Genomic DNA, 19900 nt, shown 5'->3' with positions numbered 1-19900 from the left:
TTTGAGCTCTTTGCAAGGCCGTTTTTCAAAGTGTTGCTACTGCGTGTAAGCACGTGCGCAATCCTGGTTGAAATGTTTGCCATCAGTACATTGGCGATCCCGATAGCTATCGGGAATCCCGTTCAGAATAATCTCTTTGCCTAAAGCACATTTCCTTAGAGCTTTTTAAAATCTTTAAGTATGAAAGAACAAATTAGCTTAGATGTAGTCAATAAAAATGCAGCAGGCATTGATATTGGTAGTAGAAGTCATTGGGTGGCAGTTGGTCAGAGCGATGACTTAATCAAAGAGTTTGGCGTCTACAATGAAAATCTATACCAACTTGCCGATTGGTTGACCTCACACAAGATTAAGCATGTTGCTATGGAGAGTACCGGAAACTACTGGCAAAATTTACATGCCGTACTGCTCTCAAGAGGATTTGAGGTAACCCTGTGCAATGGTAAATTTACCAAAAACATCAAAGGAAAGAAAACAGATGTCAAAGACTGTCAATGGATCCAAAAACTACACAGTTTAGGACTGCTCTCGGGTAGTTTTTTACCCGATGAAGACACCGAAATACTCAGGACATACACAAGACACCGATACAATCTGATAAAACAAGCTGCCTCGGCAACAAAGAAGATGCAGAAATACCTTAGACTTATGAATATTCGCCTCGATGTAGTGGTCAAAGATGTGGTGGGACTTACAGGACTTAAAATTATTCGTGCCATTGCTCTAGGCGAAACCGATCCAGAAAAACTAGCAAGTTTACGTCATTACAACTGCAAGAAAAGCGAAGAAGAAATTGCCAAAGCATTGCACTCCAACGGAAGAAAAGACTTCCTTTATGCACTAAAAGATGAGCTAGACACCTACGATTTCGTGCAAAAGAAGATAAGAGAATGTGACGACCAGATTGCCGCAAAACTCGACGAAATAATAGGTAAAGACCCTGAAAAACAAGAACATTATATCGATAAGAAACCGTATAAACGCGTTAACAAAAACACTCCTAAAGACATAGACATCAATTTAAAATCCTACCAAATGTTCAAAGGTGTAGACCTTTTAGCCATAGAAGGTATGAGTTACAATACCGTCCTTACCATTATGAGTGAAGTAGGTTTTGATGGAATCAAAAAGTTTAATTCCGCAAAACAATTTACATCTTGGCTTAGGCTGGCGCCCAACAACAAAGTAAGTGGTGGAAAAGTGCTATCCAGCAAAATAGGGAAAGGAAGCAACAGACTCAAAATTGCTCTGCGAAATGCAGCAAACTCCATTGGTAATTTAAAAGACAGCACACCACTGCGGGATTTTTTCCATAGAATCAACTTCAGAAAAGGCCGTGTCTCGGCCATCACTGCAACAGCAAGAAAATTAGCAGTCATCATTTGGAATATGGTCACAAAAGGAATCCCATACCAAAACCCAGAAGGCTATCTCTACCTTGACCAAAAAAGAAAATTAGGTATCGTTAAAAGAATGAAGAAACAAATCACTAAATTTGGAATAACAAATGACGATTTAGAGCTAAACACAACCCCTTGAAAAACAAGAATTTAATTTTACGTTAGTCAGAAGCAAAAACGACAACAGAACATAAAACAAACATTAGGAAATTAATGGAAGCAGGAAAAAGAACAATTAGAGATATATTTAACAGAGGTAGAAATTTAGAAATACCTTTTTTTCAAAGAGCATACGTTTGGGATACTGAACAATGGCAAAGATTTTTAGAAGATATGATTATGGTTTCGACAACGAAAAGACCATATTTTTTAGGTTCTGTAATTTTAAAACAGCAAGAAACTTCTTCAAATAAAGATTCGATTTTAACAGTCATTGACGGACAACAAAGACTTACGACCTTAAATATCTTTCTAAAAGTTCTGTGTTTAAAAAATAATGCCGACAACGATTTTACCGAAACTTTTAAAAAACAGCGAGATAAATCTATCATTTTACTTCATAATCACAACGACCAAGAATCATTCAATAAAGTTGTAAATCTTGAAAGTTCAACAGTTTTTAAAGACGTTTCTGAAAATGACAATATTCTTTCGGCTTATAATTTTTTCAACGAAAATATAACAGCAGAGGATTTAGAAAACTCAATTGATTTTTTCAATATTTTAGACAACATACTTTTTGTTGGGATTGACCTTGGTTACGAAGAGGACGAACAACAAATCTTTGACACAATCAATTCACTTGGAGTTAGGTTAACAACAGCAGAATTGCTGAAAAACTACTTTTTCAAACGTGACGAAATAGAAAGCTACAATAAGTATTGGAAGCAAGTATTTGAAAAAGATGACGACACCAAAATATATTGGGACAGAGAAATAACAACAGGTCGTTTAAGAAGAACATTCATAGACCTTTTCTTTTACTCGTATCTACAAATCAAAATACAAGAACCTGAACTGAAAGTAAATACCGAAGATAAAATTGAGTTTTCAAAAGTTGAGAACTTGTTTGAGTCTTACAAAAGGTTTATAAGAGATTATAAATTGGATAAAACCAAAATCCTTGACGAACTAAAAGAATACGCAGATTTATTTAAAGAAAATTTTGATTACGATATTGTTAATAATGAATTGAGTTCAGAAAGCGGAATTGAACGTATAAATGCAATTATCTTCGGACTTGACACTTCTACACTAATTCCCTACTCTCTTTATATTCTCAAAAATGTTGAGGATGAAACTCAACGAAACGAGCTTTTTGCATTTATAGAAAGTTATGTAATGCGTAGAATGGTTGTAAAAGCAACGACTAAAAACTACAATCAACTATTTACAGACCGATTAATATCTAATAAAATATTATCTAAACAGCAGTTTGTTGAATATTTAGAAGGCAGAAATGACAAGGTAAATTATTTACCAAATGACACCGAATTAAAACAAGGTTTTGAAAATTCAATTTTAATCAACAAACAAACCGCAGGAATTATATATCTAATTGAATCTAAAATTAGAAATAGAAATAAACAAGCTACCCAGCTTTTAGGAATTAGCAAATATAGTTTAGAGCATTTAATGCCAAAAAAATGGGAAAATAAATGGAATAGCGTTCCTACAAAAGAAGCCAAAGATTATAGAAATTTCAAACTAAAGACTTTGGGAAATTTAGCGATTATTACACAATCTTTAAACGCTTCAATTAGAGATTCCAATTGGCCAAAAAAAAAGAGAGGTAGCGGAAATAAAGAAGGCTTAAAACATTATTCGGGCGGAATTGAAACTCTTGCACCTTATCTTGAATTAAACGATTGGAACGAAACAGAAATTGAAAATAGAGCCGGATTTTTACTCGAAAAAGCGAAAGAAATATGGACAGCTGAAACAATGCCAGTGGCTAACAATGTATAAAAATAATAGCGGTTTAATCGCTAAAATGAAAGTAAGAAAATTAAAAAAAGGTCTGTGTTTAACCGAAAAATTAGTGTGTAAAAATCCGCCACTATTCTTATACTAGACCGTTGCCAAATATAGCTCACTCACTCAAAACCTGAATTGAAAATTGAGTTTTTAAAGCTAAAAAAGGAATTTAAAAATTGTGAAACACTCTCTCGATAATCGGAATTTTAGCAAAATGTTGAGTTTATAAAATGTGAAAAACTACTCTTTCGAAGTTTCGGAATTGAAAACTAAATGGTGGAATTATCACTCAATCCCAAAATTTCGGAAACTGAATTTAGAAAATTAGCGGGATTCTTACTCAAACTTGAAAAATAAAAAATGAGGAATTGACAAAAACTCAAATTAACAATGAAAAAAACTACATTTGGCAACAAAGTATAAAAATAATTGCTAATTTTAGCCTAACCAAAGGTAGTTGCAATTTTGCACACTTCTGAATTTCATTCTGAAATTCCTCGTGTACAAAATCGCAACTATTCTTATACAAACACGTTGGCAGTAATCCCCCATAGAAAGCTTCTTTCCTCATTACGTTGGCTAATGTAAAAATCGTATCTTTCTAAATAATTAATTTGAGCTCTTTGCAAGGCCGTTTTTCAAAGTGTTGCTACTGCGTGTAAGCACGTGCGCAATCCTGGTTGAAATGTTTGCCATCAGTACATTGGCGATCCCGATAGCTATCGGGAATCCCGTTCAGAATAATCTCTTTGCCTAAAGCACATTTCCTTAGAGCTTTTTAAAATCTTTAAGTATGAAAGAACAAATTAGCTTAGATGTAGTCAATAAAAATGCAGCAGGCATTGATATTGGTAGTAGAAGTCATTGGGTGGCAGTTGGTCAGAGCGATGACTTAATCAAAGAGTTTGGCGTCTACAATGAAAATCTATACCAACTTGCCGATTGGTTGACCTCACACAAGATTAAGCATGTTGCTATGGAGAGTACCGGAAACTACTGGCAAAATTTACATGCCGTACTGCTCTCAAGAGGATTTGAGGTAACCCTGTGCAATGGTAAATTTACCAAAAACATCAAAGGAAAGAAAACAGATGTCAAAGACTGTCAATGGATCCAAAAACTACACAGTTTAGGACTGCTCTCGGGTAGTTTTTTACCCGATGAAGACACCGAAATACTCAGGACATACACAAGACACCGATACAATCTGATAAAACAAGCTGCCTCGGCAACAAAGAAGATGCAGAAATACCTTAGACTTATGAATATTCGCCTCGATGTAGTGGTCAAAGATGTGGTGGGACTTACAGGACTTAAAATTATTCGTGCCATTGCTCTAGGCGAAACCGATCCAGAAAAACTAGCAAGTTTACGTCATTACAACTGCAAGAAAAGCGAAGAAGAAATTGCCAAAGCATTGCACTCCAACGGAAGAAAAGACTTCCTTTATGCACTAAAAGATGAGCTAGACACCTACGATTTCGTGCAAAAGAAAATAAGAGAATGTGACGACCAGATTGCCGCAAAACTCGACGAAATAATAGGTAAAGACCCTGAAAAACAAGAACATTATATCGATAAGAAACCGTATAAACGCATTAACAAAAACACCCCTAAAGACATAGACATCAATTTAAAATCCTACCAAATGTTCAAAGGTGTAGACCTTTTAGCCATAGAAGGTATGAGTTACAATACCGTCCTTACCATCATGAGTGAAGTAGGTTTTGATGGAATCAAAAAGTTTAATTCCGCAAAACAATTTACATCTTGGCTTAGGCTGGCGCCCAACAACAAAGTAAGTGGTGGAAAAGTGCTATCCAGCAAAATAGGGAAAGGAAGCAACAGACTCAAAATTGCTCTGCGAAATGCAGCAAACTCCATTGGTAATTTAAAAGACAGCACACCCCTGCGGGATTTTTTCCATAGAATCAACTTCAGAAAAGGCCGTGTCTCGGCCATCACTGCAACAGCAAGAAAATTAGCAGTCATCATTTGGAATATGGTCACAAAAGGAATTCCATACCAAAACCCAGAAGGCTATCTCTACCTTGACCAAAAAAGAAAATTAGGTATCGTTAAAAGAATGAAGAAACAAATCACTAAATTTGGAATAACAAATGACGATTTAGAGCTAAACACAACCCCTTGAAAAACAAGAATTTAATTTTACGTTAGTCAGAATAAGATTAACTTTTTGCCATTTCATATTTATTATTTCGGAATTTTTAAAAGCGGAAAGCTATTTTTTAAAAGGGAAAATGGAATTGACAGCGGAAATTACAGTGTCCAAACTTATCGATTTCATCGTATGAGAGTTACACTATCAAATACGTTGGGAACGCATATAAGTTTGAAAATTACGGTTTTTTTTTGAGAAAGTCAAATAAAATACTGAATTTTAATGTTTTAAAAAATAGCTTGGAGCTTATTGAGAGTGAATTCCGAATTATTTTTATGACGAAATCTTATACGGAACGATGTATAAGATTCATAAGAAAAATAAACTAATAAATAGGAATGTCGAATTAGTGTTGCGTTAATCTGACTACATAAATATGAAATTAGAAAGCTAATTCCTATATTTACTGCACACAACTGCGAATATAAAAAATGCCCAAAAAAGGGCACTTTCCATATTCGCGGACGTTAGCAAATATTGTTCTCACTCAAACGCTGAAAAATAGTGAATTAAAATTAATCGGTTTTATCACAAAAAAGGAATTTCAAAATGCTGAGCACTCGCTCGCTCGTAAAATTTTGCGTGGGAATTTACTCAAATGTGGAATTATAAAACGTGAGAATTTTCTTAGACCCGAAAAACCAAAATTGCGGAATTTACAAGGAATCGTAAAATTGAGCAAGTTTGAGGAATTGAGCAGAAAATAAAAAATATAAATTGCGGAATTCTTACTCAAAAGCTGAGTTTTAGGATTTAATTAATGAACTAAGGGGAATGAAAAAAACAACATTTGCTAACAACGCATAAAAATAATTGCTATTTTAGCTTAACCAAAGGTCGTTGCAATTTTGCACACTTCTGAATTTCATGCTGAAATTCCTCGCGCACAAAATCGCAACTATTCTTATACAAACACGTTAGCAAATATTGTTCTCACTCAAACGCTGAAAAATAGTGAATTAAAACTAATCGGTTTTATCGCAAAAAAGGAATTTCAAAATGCTGAGCACTCGCTCGCTCGTAAGATTTTGCGTGGGAATTTACTCAAATGTGGAATTATAAAACGTGAGAATTTTCTTAAACTCAAAAAAAACAAAATTGCGAAATTTCCAATCAATCGTGAAATTTAGAAAGTTTGAGAAATTGAGCAGAAAATGAAAAATATAAATTACGGAATTCTTACTCAAAAGCTGAATTTTGGGATTCAATTAATGAACAAAGGAGAATAAAAAAAATAACATTTGCTAACAAAGTATAAAAATAATTGCTAATTTTAGCTTAACCAAAGGTAGTTGCAATTTTGCACACTTCTGAATTTCATGCTGAAATTCCTCGCGCACAAAATCGCAACTATTCTTATACAAACACGTTGCAAAACATTGTCGAGCAAGTTTGCGGAAATCACTCAAACTGAATAAATAATTTTGAGATTTTGTTTTTTAAAATTTAGAAAAAATGAAAATTATCGGACACTCTCTCGCTCGAAAACTTTAGAAATAATCAGAAAATTTGGAATTTAAAATGTTTGAACTTACTCGAACTCTGAAAATAAGTTTGGAGGATTTCTTACTCAAAATCTGAATATAGGAAGTTTTAGAATTGAGGAAAGACAAAAAATCTAAACTGAGGAATTTACTCAAACTCTGAATAAAAAAATAGTGAGAAAATTACTCAAAAGTTGAACTTTTAAAGCGAGAAAAAGGAAAATAAGACGGAATTATAAACTGAAAAAACAACGATTTTGCAACAAAGTATAAAAATAATTGCTAATTTTAGCCTAACCGAAAGTAGTTGCAATTTTGCACACTTCTGAATTTCATGCTGAAATTCCTCGCGTACAAAACCGCAACTATTCTTATACAAACACGTTGGCAACCATTTAAGAAAAATCCGTAAACATTTGAAAAATCCAGCCAAATAGAACCGAAAAAAATATTGTGGGCGGAATTGAATTACGGAATTGACAAACTGAACTGAATACAAAACCGAATGAAAACGGATTTTTTGCCGACTAAAAGCTGAACCGAAAATTTTTGAGTTTTAAGCCGATTTCTGACAAGTGAAACGCATAAGAAACGTGAAAATTATTGCGGAATAAAAAACTGAACCGAAAACTATTGCGCCGAATTTTACTCGGACGGAAAAAATCAGCGGAAAAAGAATCGAATTTTTTTTTTTGATTTTTAAGTAATAATCCGAAAAGTTTGTGTTTATCTACGAAAATGAATCTGAAAAGGAAAAAGCAGAATCGGAATGTGGAAAACCGTAAAAAGAATTAAGCAGAATTGACTAAATTGGTCGTTTAAAGAATAAAAACGACTGAATTAAAGCTGACATGAAAAAGCAAAGCGACAAAGGAAAAACGGTTGCCAACAAAGTATAAAAATAATTGCTATTTTGGCTAAACCAAAGGTAGTTGCAATTTTGCACACTTCTGAATTTCATGCTGAAATTCCTCGCGCACAAAATCGCAACTATTCTTATACAAACACGTTAGCAGTTATTTAAGAGCAACACCCACGAAATGAACTTTCAATTAAATGGAAAAACAGGAATTTGGTTAAACAAACTTAACGGAAAAACTGTTGACAAAATATATCAAGTCGATTATAATAACGACAGACATAATGACGACTATTTACCTTGGATATTTTTAATAACATTCGCTGAATTTGACCAATATCTGAAAATTGAAGGCGACTTTGATGGAAGCCATTTAAAAATAAATTTGCGAGAAAAATCGTTACTAAAAAACGAACTGAAAGAAAACAATCTACCTAACGAATTGGATTTGTGGCAAGTTTACGAAACCAAATCGGATGAAAAACTTGGTCGACTTTTGGGACAAAGAATTGATTTTGTAGAATTTGGTGTTGATAAAGATGAATTTGAAATTAATGGAACTAAAATCAAAGGGCAAAAGGAATTTTTTAATTTCATTCGGTTTTATTGTAAAAATCTGAATTTAACAGTTTTCGAAGGTTCGTTGACTGGACTTGGAGTTTCTGATGATAAACACGTGAAATTGAATTTTGAGGAAACATTTGAAATACATAATACAAATAAAAACAACTGCTAACAACGTGTATAATTAATGGCTGGTTCTCGCCTACTTACGAAAATCCTCGCGGATTTTCTATTCGGTTTTTATTTGTTAAATTAGGTGCTTAAACACGCCACTAATCATACACAAACACGTTAGCAAATATTGTTCTCACTCAAACGCTGAAAAATAGTGAATTAAAACCAATCGGTTTTATCACAAAAAAGGAATTTCAAAATGCTGAGCACTCTCTCGCTCGTAAGATTTTGCGTGGGAATATACTCAAATGTGGAATTATAAAACGTGAGAATTTTCTTAAACTCAAAAAAAACAAAATTGCGAAATTTCCAATCAATCGTGAAATTTAGAAAAAATGAAAATTGTGGAGCACTCTTTCGCTCGAAAATTTTAGAAATATTCAGAAAATTTGGAATTTAAAATGTTTGAACTCACTCAAACTCTGAAAATAAGTTTGGCGGATTTCTTACTCAAAATCTGAATATAAGAAGTTTTGGAATTGAGGAAAGACAAAAAATATAAACTGTGGAATTTACTCAAACTCTGAATAAAAAATAGTGAGAAAATTACTCAAAAGTTGAAATTTAAAAGAGAGAAAAAGGAAAATAAGACGGAATTATAAAATGAAAAAACAACGATTTTGCAACAAAGTATAAAAATAATTGCTAATTTTAGCCTAACCGAAAGTAGTTGCAATTTTGCACACTTCTGAATTTCATGCTGAAATTCCTCGCGCACAAAATCGCAACTATTCTTATACAAACACGTTAGCACCAATATAAACACAACCTTGAACACAAAGACATTATTCCGAATATTTTTAACGACTGGATTCATTTTATGGGTTTTATCTTGGATTGGAGATTCTAAAGGAATACTGCCTGCTTCAACTTTCGGAATGATTTTGTCTGTTATTTCAACTGGAATGGGAATTTATTTTTGGCTAAAATCCTATAAAGAGAAAAGAGGATTTTATCCGAATTTCTTCAAAATATATCGACATTTAATCAATGAAATGAAAAAGAATCCATTTAACGGATTCTTTATTATGGTAAGACACTTGCTTAAATTTTATACTCTGATACTCGTCTTTTCAATGGTTTTAGTATTTATTGGATTTATAACTATTGGACAATCTGAACCTGTAAAAACAGTTCAAAACTATTGTGAAAACAATGCTGAAATAAATGACATAACTGGAAAAATAAACCATTACGGAATTTTAAGAAATGTAAGTTCTCAATGGAATTCGGAAACTGGAAGTTCGGAATTATCTTTAGTTTTTGTTTCTGAGAATGGAGTTTTTAATGTTTACTCAAAATTGGAAAAAGAAAATGGGGAATGGAAAGTGAATGAATTAGAGTTGAAAGATAAAAATACTGGTGCTAACACCGTGTATAATTAATGGCTGGTTCTCGCCTATTTACGAAAATCCTCACGGATTTTCTATTCGGTTTTTATTTGCTAAATTAGGTGCTTAAACACGCCACTAATCATACACAAACACGTTGGCAATAATTAGTAACAAAATTCTAACTTAAAAGACAAATAGATAAAAAAATTGATGAAAGTTGTACTTTATATAATACTTGGAATTGTTTTGGTTGTTATCGGATTTTTTGTCTGGTTTTTTGTATTTTTTCTTCAAGTACCTGAATTAAACATTCCTAAAAATTCAAGTGAAAAAGAAAAAGTAGTATTAATTGACAATTGGTTAGAAAAACTAAATTCTGAAAGGAAATTTAATGGTGGAATTCTAATAACAAAAAATGGAGAGCCAACTTTAGCAAAAACATATGGCTTCACTAATTCAAAGAAAACAGAAAAACTAAATAATAACTCATCATTCAGACTTGCTTCAATATCAAAACAATTTACAGCGAGTGGAATTATGCTATTAAAAGAGAAAGAATTAATTGATTATGATGATTTAGTTTCAAAATATATTTCAAATTTTCCATATGATAATGTTACAATTAGAAACTTATTAAATCAAACTTCTGGAATACCTGACACATATTTAGATTTAGCAGAAAAAGCAAAGGATGAAATTGGAATTTTAACAAATGAAAAAGCTATAAAACTAATCGTAGATAATAAACCAAAAGCTAATTTTCCGCCTAATGAAAAATACGAGTATTCAAATACAAACTATATAATTTTAGCAAGAATAATTGAATTGGTTTCAAATCAATCCTTCGAGAACTTTATGAAAGATAATATCTTCATTCCATTAGAAATGAATGGTACAAGAGTTTGGAATCTAATTTCAGAAGATAAAACGTTCAAAGGAAAAACAGATGGCTTTGAAGATTTTGCTGGAGAAATACGAGAAATTAAACCAACATTTGTTGATGGCGTTGCTGGCGATGGTGGCGTTTTTAGTAGTATAAATGATTTTGTAAAATGGGATAAATTTTGGTACGAAAACAAACTTATTAGTAATGAAAATTTAAAAGAAGCTTTTAAAAGACCAACACTAAATAATGGAAAAAAATCTAATTATGGTTTTGGTTGGGTAATTATAAATGAAGATGTAGTTATGCACAATGGAGCTTGGTTAGCAGCGAATACTTATTTTGTAAGAAATACTAAAAAGAAGACGAGTTTTGTGCTTTTAGATAATTCCTCTAATTTATTTTTTGACAAGATTATTGGAAGTATAAAATAACTATTGCCAACACAGTGTATAATTAATTGCTTGTTTTTAGCCAATTTACGAAAGCCCTCGCGGACTTTCTATTCGGGATATATTTGCTATCTTTAGTGCGCAAACCACGCAACTAACCATACACAAATACGTTGGCAACCATTTAAGAAAAATCCGTAAACATTTGAAATATCCAGCCAAATAGAACCGAAAAAAATATTGTGGGCGGAATTGAATTGCGGAATTGACAAACTGAACTGAATACAAAACCGAATGAAAACGGATTTTTTGCCGACTAAAAGCTGAACCGAAAATTTTTGAGTTTTAAGCCGATTTCTGACAAGTGAAACGCATAAGAAACGTGAAAATTATTGCGGAATAAAAAACTGAACCGAAAACTATTGCGCCGAATTTTACTCGGACGGAAAAAATCAGCGGAAAAAGAATCGAATTTTTTTTTGATTTTTAAGTAATAATCCGAAAAGTTTGTGTTTATCTACGAAAATGAATCTGAAAAGGAAAAAGCAGAATCGGAATGTGGAAAACCGTAAAAAGAATTAAGCAGAATTGACTAAATTGGTCGTTTAAAGAATAAAAACGACTGAATTAAAGCTGACGTGAAAAAGCAAAGCGACAAAGGAAAAACGGTTGCCAACAAAGTATAAAAATAATTGCTATTTTGGCTAAACCAAAGGTAGTTGCAATTTTGCACACTTCTGAATTTCATGCTGAAATTCCTCGCGTACAAAACCGCAACTATTCTTATACATAAACGTTAGCAAACATATGACCAAACAGCTACTAATAATAATCGGAATTTTAATTTCACTCAATTCTTGTAAACAAACCGAATCGAAAAAAATGGACGAATCGGAAGTGAAAGATGTCGTGGAAACAGAAAAAGAAACGTCTGAACCTAATTCTGTTGCGGAATCGTATATTGAAAATGATAGTTTGGTAATTGTGTTGAAATCTGAATTGGAAAAAATTGCTCTTAACAAAAATTTCACGATTGAGAAAAAACCAATACAAAATAGACACGTTGACAATTTAGTTGATACCATCATAACTCGGACTTTTGAAAACACAAAATTTACGTCTTATAAAGCAACAAATGAAGAATGGATATATAAAGCTAAAATCGAGAATTCTGAATTTGCATTGAATGACTTTATAAAAGTTGGAACGAAAAAATATGTTGTTGAAAAATCTCTTGCAAAAGAAATTCAAAACGGCATATTAAAAATTGGAAATTTAGAACAAACGTCTGTTTTCAATTTAATATTTAAATTTGGAATATTAAAACTAATTGAATACGATGGATATGTGGATTAAAATACGATTTGCTAACACCGTGTATAATTAATTGCTTGGTTCTCGACTACTTACGAAAGTCTTCACGAACTTTCTATCTATGTTTTATTTACTAACTTTAGTGATTAAAACACGCAACTAATCATACACAAACACGTTAGCAAATATTGTTCTCACTCAAACGCTGAAAAATAGTGAATTAAAACTAATCGGTTTTATCGCAAAAAAGGAATTTCAAAATGCTGAGCACTCGCTCGCTCGTAAGATTTTGCGTGGGAATTTACTCAAATGTGGAATTATAAAACGTGAGAATTTTCTCAAACTCGAAAAACCAAAATTGCGGAATTTTCAAGGAATCGTAAAATTGAGCAAGTTTGAGAAATTGAGCAGAAAATAAAAAATATAAATTGCGGAATTCTTACTCAAAAGCTGAATTTTAGGATTTATTAATGAACTAAGGGGAATGAAAAAAACAACATTTGCTAACAACGCATAAAAATAATTGCTATTTTAGCTTAACCAAAGGTCGTTGCAATTTTGCACACTTCTGAATTTCATGCTGAAATTCCTCGCGCACAAAATCGCAACTATTCTTATACAAACACGTTGGCGGTCATTAGAACGAACAGTACTTAAAAATGGAATTGAATTTAAATACGTTGATTATCTTACTCCCTTTTGCGTTCGCTCTCCACAACTTTGAAGAAATATTGGGAATGGAAAAATGGACAAAATCGATTCCCATTTTTATCCATAAACCAGTGACAACGAGACAATTTGGAATAGCCGTAATATTATTTACGATTTTAGGTTTTGCAATTACCTTTTCGAAAGAACTTTATCAAACGGAAAAATATTATTATTTAATCATTACAGGATTCTCCGGAATGTTGTTTTTGAACGTTTTCTTTCCCCATTTATTGGCTGTGATATATTTAAGAAAATATGCACCAGGAATCATCACGGGACTTTTAATCAATCTACCGTTAACAATAACAATTTTACTATTGGTAAAAGATTCTGAAATATTATCGCAAAAACAGATGATATTTTCTGTAATCGCTGGTGGATTAATTGGAATTTTCCTTGCATTTATTTTTCTGAAAATCGGGAAATTTTGGGATTTTAAAAAAGTAATTGAATGAAAAATAACGAACCGCCAACAATGTATAACCGCAATTACGGCGGATTCGACTACGTCCGAATCCACTCGGAATTGCTAACGTCTGTGCCAAACCGAAAATTAACGCATATAAACCCGTAACTGACGGTTATACGAGACCGTTAGCTTTAATGCTCGAGACATTGCAAAACCGAAAATTTCAGGTTTAAATCAAAAGTCATTTAAAGCGGAATTTAAAAATAAAATGCGGAATATTGAGCTGAATAATCACTCAAACTCTGAATTGAATTGCGTCTGACTTTTTAGCTTGTTTGCGGAATCGAAAACTGAATTGAAAAGTGGAATTTCACTCAATCGGAATTTAGCAAGTTGCGGAATTGCCCACTCAAAATCTGAACTAAAAATATTGCGGAATTTGAGCAAGTTTATGGAATAAAAGTCGAGCTGAATAAAAAATAAAATGCGGAATTAAAAAGCCGACCGAAATATAATATTGACTAAAAAATAAACGGACAAAAAAGCACTAAAGCTAACAAAGTATAAAAATAATTGCTACTTTTAGCTTAACCAAAGGTCGTTGCAATTTTGCACACTTCTGAATTTCATGCTGAAATTCCTCGCGTACAAAACCGCAACTATTCTTATACAAACACGTTACCCAACATTTGACCAAACATTACGCTGAATTGAAAAAACTAAAATCTGACTTCACAATAAACGAAATTGGAAAGTTCCGATTTTATAGCGGAATTGCAATCGGAATTGGATTTAGCTTAATTTTAAATTCTCTATTTCGAATTACTTTAAAGCTTTGTAATATTGGAGAAGTTATTACGGATTTGAATTGGATAAATTTAGTGAATTACGAATTTTCAACTTATTATCTGACTTTAATCGGATTCGCTTCAATTGGATTTTCTTTTTGTTTTACGACTTATTTATGGATGAGCAAACCTTTTGCGACTGATAGAAGAAAAACTATAAGGTTGAGAATGGCTCAAATTAATCCGATTTGGATTTTATTTGGAACATTACTTTTTCTATTGCGAATGTTTTGGTTTCTTGCTGGAGTCGATTTGACAATTGAAAAAGATTTTGCGTATTTGGGATTTATGATTCCAATTTTTATTTATTTGTATTGTTGGAATTTAATTTCGGATATTTATAAAAGTAAAAAACCGTTTCTAATGACTTCGCTGATTATTATAATTCTCGGAATTATGTTGAGCGGAATTTAGAAAATAAAATAAAAACGTTGGGTAACACCGTATAAAAATAATTGCGGTTTAGTGCTTAATCAAAGGTCGTTGCGTGTTTGTAACGTCTGAATTTCCTTCGGAAATTCCTCGCATACAAACCCGCAACTATTCTTATACATCAACGTTGGCGTTAATTCGACAAAAATGAAACTAAAAGAACTAACATTCATATTTTTACTATTGATAATCGGACAAATTAGTTACGGACAAATAAACAGGAATAAAACAGAAATGGAAAAATCAGAAAGATATCAAGCAGGTTGGGAAAAACTAAAGGAAATTGACGGAGAAGCAGGAGAAAACGTAATAGAAAGTTTAAAAGATATTTCACCCGAACTTGGAACTTTCATCATTGAATATGCTTTTGGAGACATTTATACGAGAGATGGACTTGACCTAAAATCTAAAGAAATTTCCGTTGTATCAGCTCTCACAGCGATGGGAACAGCATTGCCACAATTGAAAGTTCATATAAATGGAGCTTTAAACACTGGAAGCACTATCAACGAATTGAAAGAAATAATTCTTCAAATGTCTGTTTATTCAGGTTTTCCAAGCTGTATAAACGCTATGAACGCATTAAAAGATGTGTTGAACGAAAGGGAAAAACAAGGAATTAAAGATACTATTGGAGATTTTTCAAATACGCCAATAGCGAACAGACTTAAAACTGGAGAATTAGAATTATCAAAATTGGACAGTACACAAGTCGAAAAACTGAAAACTGCCTATAATGAATTTTCGCCTGAATTGGTGAAATTCGTGCTTGAATACGGATATGCCGACATTTTTTCGAGAGACAATTTAGATGACAAATACAGACAAATTGCAACTATTTCTGCCTTGACAGCATTGGGCACAGCACAATCCCAGCTAAAATTTCATATCAATGCAGGATTTAACATTGGACTGACTGAAATTGAAGTCAAAGAAATAATGTTGCTTATGACTGTTTATTCAGGTTTTCCATCGGCAATTAACGGAATGAATGTATTGAAAGAAGTAGTTACTGACAGAAAGAAAAACAAGAACTAACGCCAACACCGTGTATAATTAATTGCTTGGTTCTCGCCTACTTTCGAAAATCCTCGCGGATTTTCTATTAGGTTTTTATTTGCTAAATTAGTGCTTAAATACGCCACTAATCATACACAATCACGTTGGCAACCATTTAAGAAAAATCCGTAAACATTTGAAAAATCCAGCCAAATAGAACCGAAAAAAATATTGTGGGCGGAATTGAATTGCGGAATTGACAAACTGAACTGAATACAAAACCGAATGAAAACGGATTTTTTGCCGACTAAAAGCTGAACCGAAAATTTTTGAGTTTTAAGCCGATTTCTGACAAGTGAAACGCATAAGAAACGTGAAAATTATTGCGGAATAAAAAACTGAACCGAAAACTATTGCGCCGAATTTTACTCGGACGGAAAAAATCAGCGGAAAAAGAATCGAATTTTTTTTTTTGATTTTTAAGTAATAATCCGAAAAGTTTGTGTTTATCTACGAAAATGAATCTGAAAAGGAAAAAGCAGAATCGGAATGTGGAAAACCGTAAAAAGAATTAAGCAGAATTGACTAAATTGGTCGTTTAAAGAATAAAAACGACTGAATTAAAGCTGACATAAAAAAGCAAAGCGACAAAGGAAAAACGGTTGCCAACAAAGTATAAAAATAATTGCTATTTTGGCTAAACCAAAGGTAGTTGCAATTTTGCACACTTCTGAATTTCATGCTGAAATTCCTCGCGCACAAAATCGCAACTATTCTTATACAAACACGTTGCCAACAAGCTGAAAAAAATCCGAACACAAAATGAAAATCGAGTTTAAAGAAGAACAAAAATTTACACAATGGTGGCTTTGGTTGATTTTAATCGGAATCGGAATTTTACCGATTTTCGGAATTTATAAGCAATTAATTCTCGGAGAAAAATTTGGAGACAAACCAATGTCTGACTTCGGACTTATAATTTTCTGTCTGTTTATTTTTGGATTAATAGCTATGTTTTGGTTTATGCGACTGAAAACTGAAATTGACCAAAATGAAATCCGAATAAACTTCTTTCCTTTCATTAAAAAGCGAGTAAATTGGAAAGAAATAAAAAACGCTGAAATCGTGAATTATGGATTTGTTGGAGGTTGGGGAATCCGACTTTGGACTAAATACGGAACTGTATATAATACGAAAGGAAATAAAGGTTTAGCGATTGAACTTCAGAATGGAAAAAAATTTCTAATCGGAACTCAAAAAGAAACTGAAATGAAAAAAATAGTGGAAAAAGCCAGTTGGCAACAACGTGTATAATTAATGGCTAGTTCTCGCCTACTTACGAAAATCCTCGCGGATTTTCTATTCGGTTTTTATTTGCTAAATTAGGTGCTTAAACACGCCACTAATCATACACAATCACGTTGGATGCAATAAGATTAACTTTTTGCCATTTCATATTTATTATTTCGGAATTTTTAAAAGCGGAAAGCTATTTTTTAAAAGGGAAAATGGAATTGACAGCGGAAATTACAGTGTCCAAACTTATCGATTTCATCGTATGAGAGTTACACTATCAAATACGTTGGGAACGCATATAAGTTTGAAAATTACGGTTTTTTTTTGAGAAAGTCAAATAAAATACTGAATTTTAATGTTTTAAAAAATAGCTTGGAGCTTATTGAGAGTGAATTCCGAATTATTTTTATGACGAAATCTTATACGGAACGATGTATAAGATTCATAAAAAAAATAAACTAATAAATAGGAATGTCGAATTAGTGTTGCGTTAATCTGACTACATAAATATGAAATTAGAAAGCTAATTCCTATATTTACTGCACACAACTGCGAATATAAAAAATGCCCAAAAAAGGGCACTTTCCATATTCGCGGACGTTGTAGCACATTTAAGAAAACCCAATGGCAACATACCAATTTCTAACATTTGTACTTCCAAGAAAGCCGATTGAAAAAAAATATGGCGGAATTCCAAAACAGCTTGAAATAAAACACGCTGAATGGGAAAAGTATTGGGACAATTGGAATATGAAACTGAATGAAGCACCTGAACCTGAATTTGAAGATGCGATTTCAACGAAATGGTGGAAAGAAATTCAAATTAATATTGCAGAATTAAGAGATGAAATTGACAAAATTATTCCAAGAGCTTCGTGGAATAACGAAAGTTGGAAAATCGAAAATGGAGAAGTTGACCACGATTTGAGTATTGACTATAACGAAAAAGAGAATTTTATAGAAGATTTTAGATTTAGAACTGATTTGAGAGATTCAGAGCTAAATTTCTTGAATTCAATGTTGGAATTATGTGACCGAAATGATTGGATTTTAATGGACGAAGATGGAAATCTATGTAATCCGAATATTAAAGAATTAGCGGAATTATTAAAAATCTCAAAAGCTCATTTATATATAACAAATCCGACTAAATTTTTTGAGGATTGGGAATAAAAACGTGCTACAACACCGTGTATAATTAATGGCTAGTTCTCGCCTACTTACGAAAATCCTCGCAGATTTTCTATTCGGTTTATATTTGCTAAATTAGGTGCTTAAACACGCCACTAATCATACACAAAACCGTTAGCTTTAATGCTCGGGACATTGCAAAACCGAAAATTTCAGGTTTAAATCAAAAGTCATTTAAAGCAGAATTTAAAAATAAAATGCGGAATATTGAGCTGAATAATTACTCAAACTCTGAATTGAATTGCGTCTGACTTTTTAGCTCGTTTGCGGAATCGAAAACTGAATTAAAAAGCGGAATTTCACTCAATCGGAATTTAGCAAGTTGCGGAATTGCCCACTCGAAATCTGAACTAAAAATATAGCGGAATTTGAGCAAGTTTTCGGAATGAAAGTAGAGCTGAATAAAAAATAAAATGCGGAATTAAAAAGCCAACCGAAATATAATATTGACTAAAAAATAAACGGACAAAAAAGCACTAAAGCTAACAAAGTATAAAAATAATTGCTAATTTTAGCCTAACCAAAAGTAGTTGCAATTTTGCACACTTCTGAATTTCATGCTGAAATTCCTCGCGCACAAAATCGCAACTATTCTTATACAAAAACGTTAGCTTTAATGCTCGAGACATTGCAAAACCGAAAATTTCAGGTTTAAATCAAAAGTCATTTAAAGCGGAATTTAAAAATAAAATGCGGAATATTGAGCTGAATAATCACTCAAACTCTGAATTGAATTGCGTCTGACTTTTTAGCTTGTTTGCGGAATCGAAAACTGAATTGAAAAGTGGAATTTCACTCAATCGGAATTTAGCAAGTTGCGGAATTGCCCACTCAAAATCTGAACTAAAAATATTGCGGAATTTGAGCAAGTTTATGGAATAAAAGTCGAGCTGAATAAAAAATAAAATGCGGAATTAAAAAGCCGACCGAAATATAATATTGACTAAAAAATAAACGGACAAAAAAGCACTAAAGCTAACAAAGTATAAAAATAATTGCTACTTTTAGCTTAACCAAAGGTCGTTGCAATTTTGCACACTTCTGAATTTCATGCTGAAATTCCTCGCGTACAAAACCGCAACTATTCTTATACAAACACGTTAGCAAATATTGTTCTCACTCAAACGCTGAAAAATAGTGAATTAAAACCAATCGGTTTTATCACAAAAAAGGAATTTCAAAATGCTGAGCACTCTCTCGCTCGTAAGATTTTGCGTGGGAATATACTCAAATGTGGAATTATAAAACGTGAGAATTTTCTTAAACTCAAAAAAAACAAAATTGCGAAATTTCCAATCAATCGTGAAATTTAGAAAGTTTGAGAAATTGAGCAGAAAATGAAAAATTGTGGAGTTCTTACTCAAAAGCTGAATTTTGGGATTCAATTAATGAACAAAGGAGAATGAAAAAAATAACATTTGCTAACAAAGTATAAAAATAATTGCTAATTT

15 protein-coding genes are annotated in these 19900 nt (G+C 32.4%); all 15 read left to right on the top strand.

Going from position 1 to position 19900, the window contains the following annotated elements; translation table 11 throughout:
• The first annotated feature begins 180 nt into the window (after window positions 1-180).
• The 15 genes from J3359_RS13440 to J3359_RS13370 all read left to right on the top strand — a co-directional run bounded on the left by J3359_RS13440 (window position 181) and on the right by J3359_RS13370 (window position 19762).
• On the top strand, window positions 181-1539 hold the full coding sequence (locus J3359_RS13440) for an IS110 family RNA-guided transposase (protein ID WP_208077362.1): 1359 nt from the start codon (window positions 181-183) through the stop codon (window positions 1537-1539).
• Between the two features lie 74 nt (window positions 1540-1613).
• Window positions 1614-3368 carry a DUF262 domain-containing protein gene (locus J3359_RS13435; RefSeq protein WP_208077361.1) on the top strand — a complete coding sequence of 585 codons (1755 nt, stop codon included), beginning with the start codon at window positions 1614-1616 and terminating at the stop codon, window positions 3366-3368.
• An 802-nt stretch (window positions 3369-4170) separates the two neighbouring features.
• The gene (locus tag J3359_RS13430) at window positions 4171-5529 is read left to right on the top strand and encodes an IS110 family RNA-guided transposase (protein ID WP_208077360.1); all 1359 of its coding nucleotides are present in this window, start codon (window positions 4171-4173) and stop codon (window positions 5527-5529) included.
• Window positions 5530-5990: 461 nt separating this feature from the next.
• Complete coding sequence (locus tag J3359_RS13425) at window positions 5991-6266, top strand: hypothetical protein (RefSeq protein WP_208077359.1); 276 nt, start codon at window positions 5991-5993, stop codon at window positions 6264-6266.
• A 141-nt stretch (window positions 6267-6407) separates the two neighbouring features.
• Window positions 6408-6689: a hypothetical protein gene (locus J3359_RS13420; protein WP_208077358.1), complete on the top strand. Its 282-nt coding sequence runs from the start codon at window positions 6408-6410 to the stop codon at window positions 6687-6689.
• 1394 nt (window positions 6690-8083) lie between these two features.
• Entirely contained in the window at window positions 8084-8638 is a 555-nt protein-coding gene (locus tag J3359_RS13415; RefSeq protein WP_208077357.1) for a hypothetical protein, read from the top strand.
• A gap of 772 nt (window positions 8639-9410) precedes the next feature.
• Window positions 9411-10025 carry a hypothetical protein gene (locus J3359_RS13410; RefSeq protein ID WP_208077356.1) on the top strand — a complete coding sequence of 205 codons (615 nt, stop codon included), beginning with the start codon at window positions 9411-9413 and terminating at the stop codon, window positions 10023-10025.
• Between the two features lie 159 nt (window positions 10026-10184).
• The gene (locus J3359_RS13405; protein WP_208077355.1) at window positions 10185-11291 is read left to right on the top strand and encodes a serine hydrolase domain-containing protein; all 1107 of its coding nucleotides are present in this window, start codon (window positions 10185-10187) and stop codon (window positions 11289-11291) included.
• An 840-nt stretch (window positions 11292-12131) separates the two neighbouring features.
• Entirely contained in the window at window positions 12132-12605 is a 474-nt protein-coding gene (locus J3359_RS13400; RefSeq protein WP_208077354.1) for a hypothetical protein, read from the top strand.
• Between the two features lie 617 nt (window positions 12606-13222).
• Window positions 13223-13729 carry an HXXEE domain-containing protein gene (locus J3359_RS13395; RefSeq protein ID WP_208077353.1) on the top strand — a complete coding sequence of 169 codons (507 nt, stop codon included), beginning with the start codon at window positions 13223-13225 and terminating at the stop codon, window positions 13727-13729.
• A 664-nt stretch (window positions 13730-14393) separates the two neighbouring features.
• Window positions 14394-14945: a hypothetical protein gene (locus J3359_RS13390; RefSeq protein WP_208077352.1), complete on the top strand. Its 552-nt coding sequence runs from the start codon at window positions 14394-14396 to the stop codon at window positions 14943-14945.
• Window positions 14946-15110: 165 nt separating this feature from the next.
• The gene (locus tag J3359_RS13385; protein WP_243765918.1) at window positions 15111-16001 is read left to right on the top strand and encodes a carboxymuconolactone decarboxylase family protein; all 891 of its coding nucleotides are present in this window, start codon (window positions 15111-15113) and stop codon (window positions 15999-16001) included.
• Window positions 16002-16784: 783 nt separating this feature from the next.
• Window positions 16785-17276, top strand: a complete 492-nt coding sequence (locus J3359_RS13380) for a phosphoethanolamine transferase domain-containing protein (RefSeq protein ID WP_208077351.1) — start codon at window positions 16785-16787, stop codon at window positions 17274-17276.
• 606 nt (window positions 17277-17882) lie between these two features.
• Window positions 17883-18431 carry a hypothetical protein gene (locus J3359_RS13375; RefSeq protein ID WP_208077350.1) on the top strand — a complete coding sequence of 183 codons (549 nt, stop codon included), beginning with the start codon at window positions 17883-17885 and terminating at the stop codon, window positions 18429-18431.
• Window positions 18432-19480: 1049 nt separating this feature from the next.
• Entirely contained in the window at window positions 19481-19762 is a 282-nt protein-coding gene (locus J3359_RS13370; RefSeq protein WP_208077349.1) for a hypothetical protein, read from the top strand.
• Window positions 19763-19900: the final 138 nt, after the last annotated feature.

The sequence above is a fragment of the Polaribacter cellanae genome (assembly GCF_017569185.1).
Taxonomy (GTDB): domain Bacteria; phylum Bacteroidota; class Bacteroidia; order Flavobacteriales; family Flavobacteriaceae; genus Polaribacter; species Polaribacter cellanae.
This window is presented reverse-complemented; position numbering and strand designations above follow the sequence as displayed.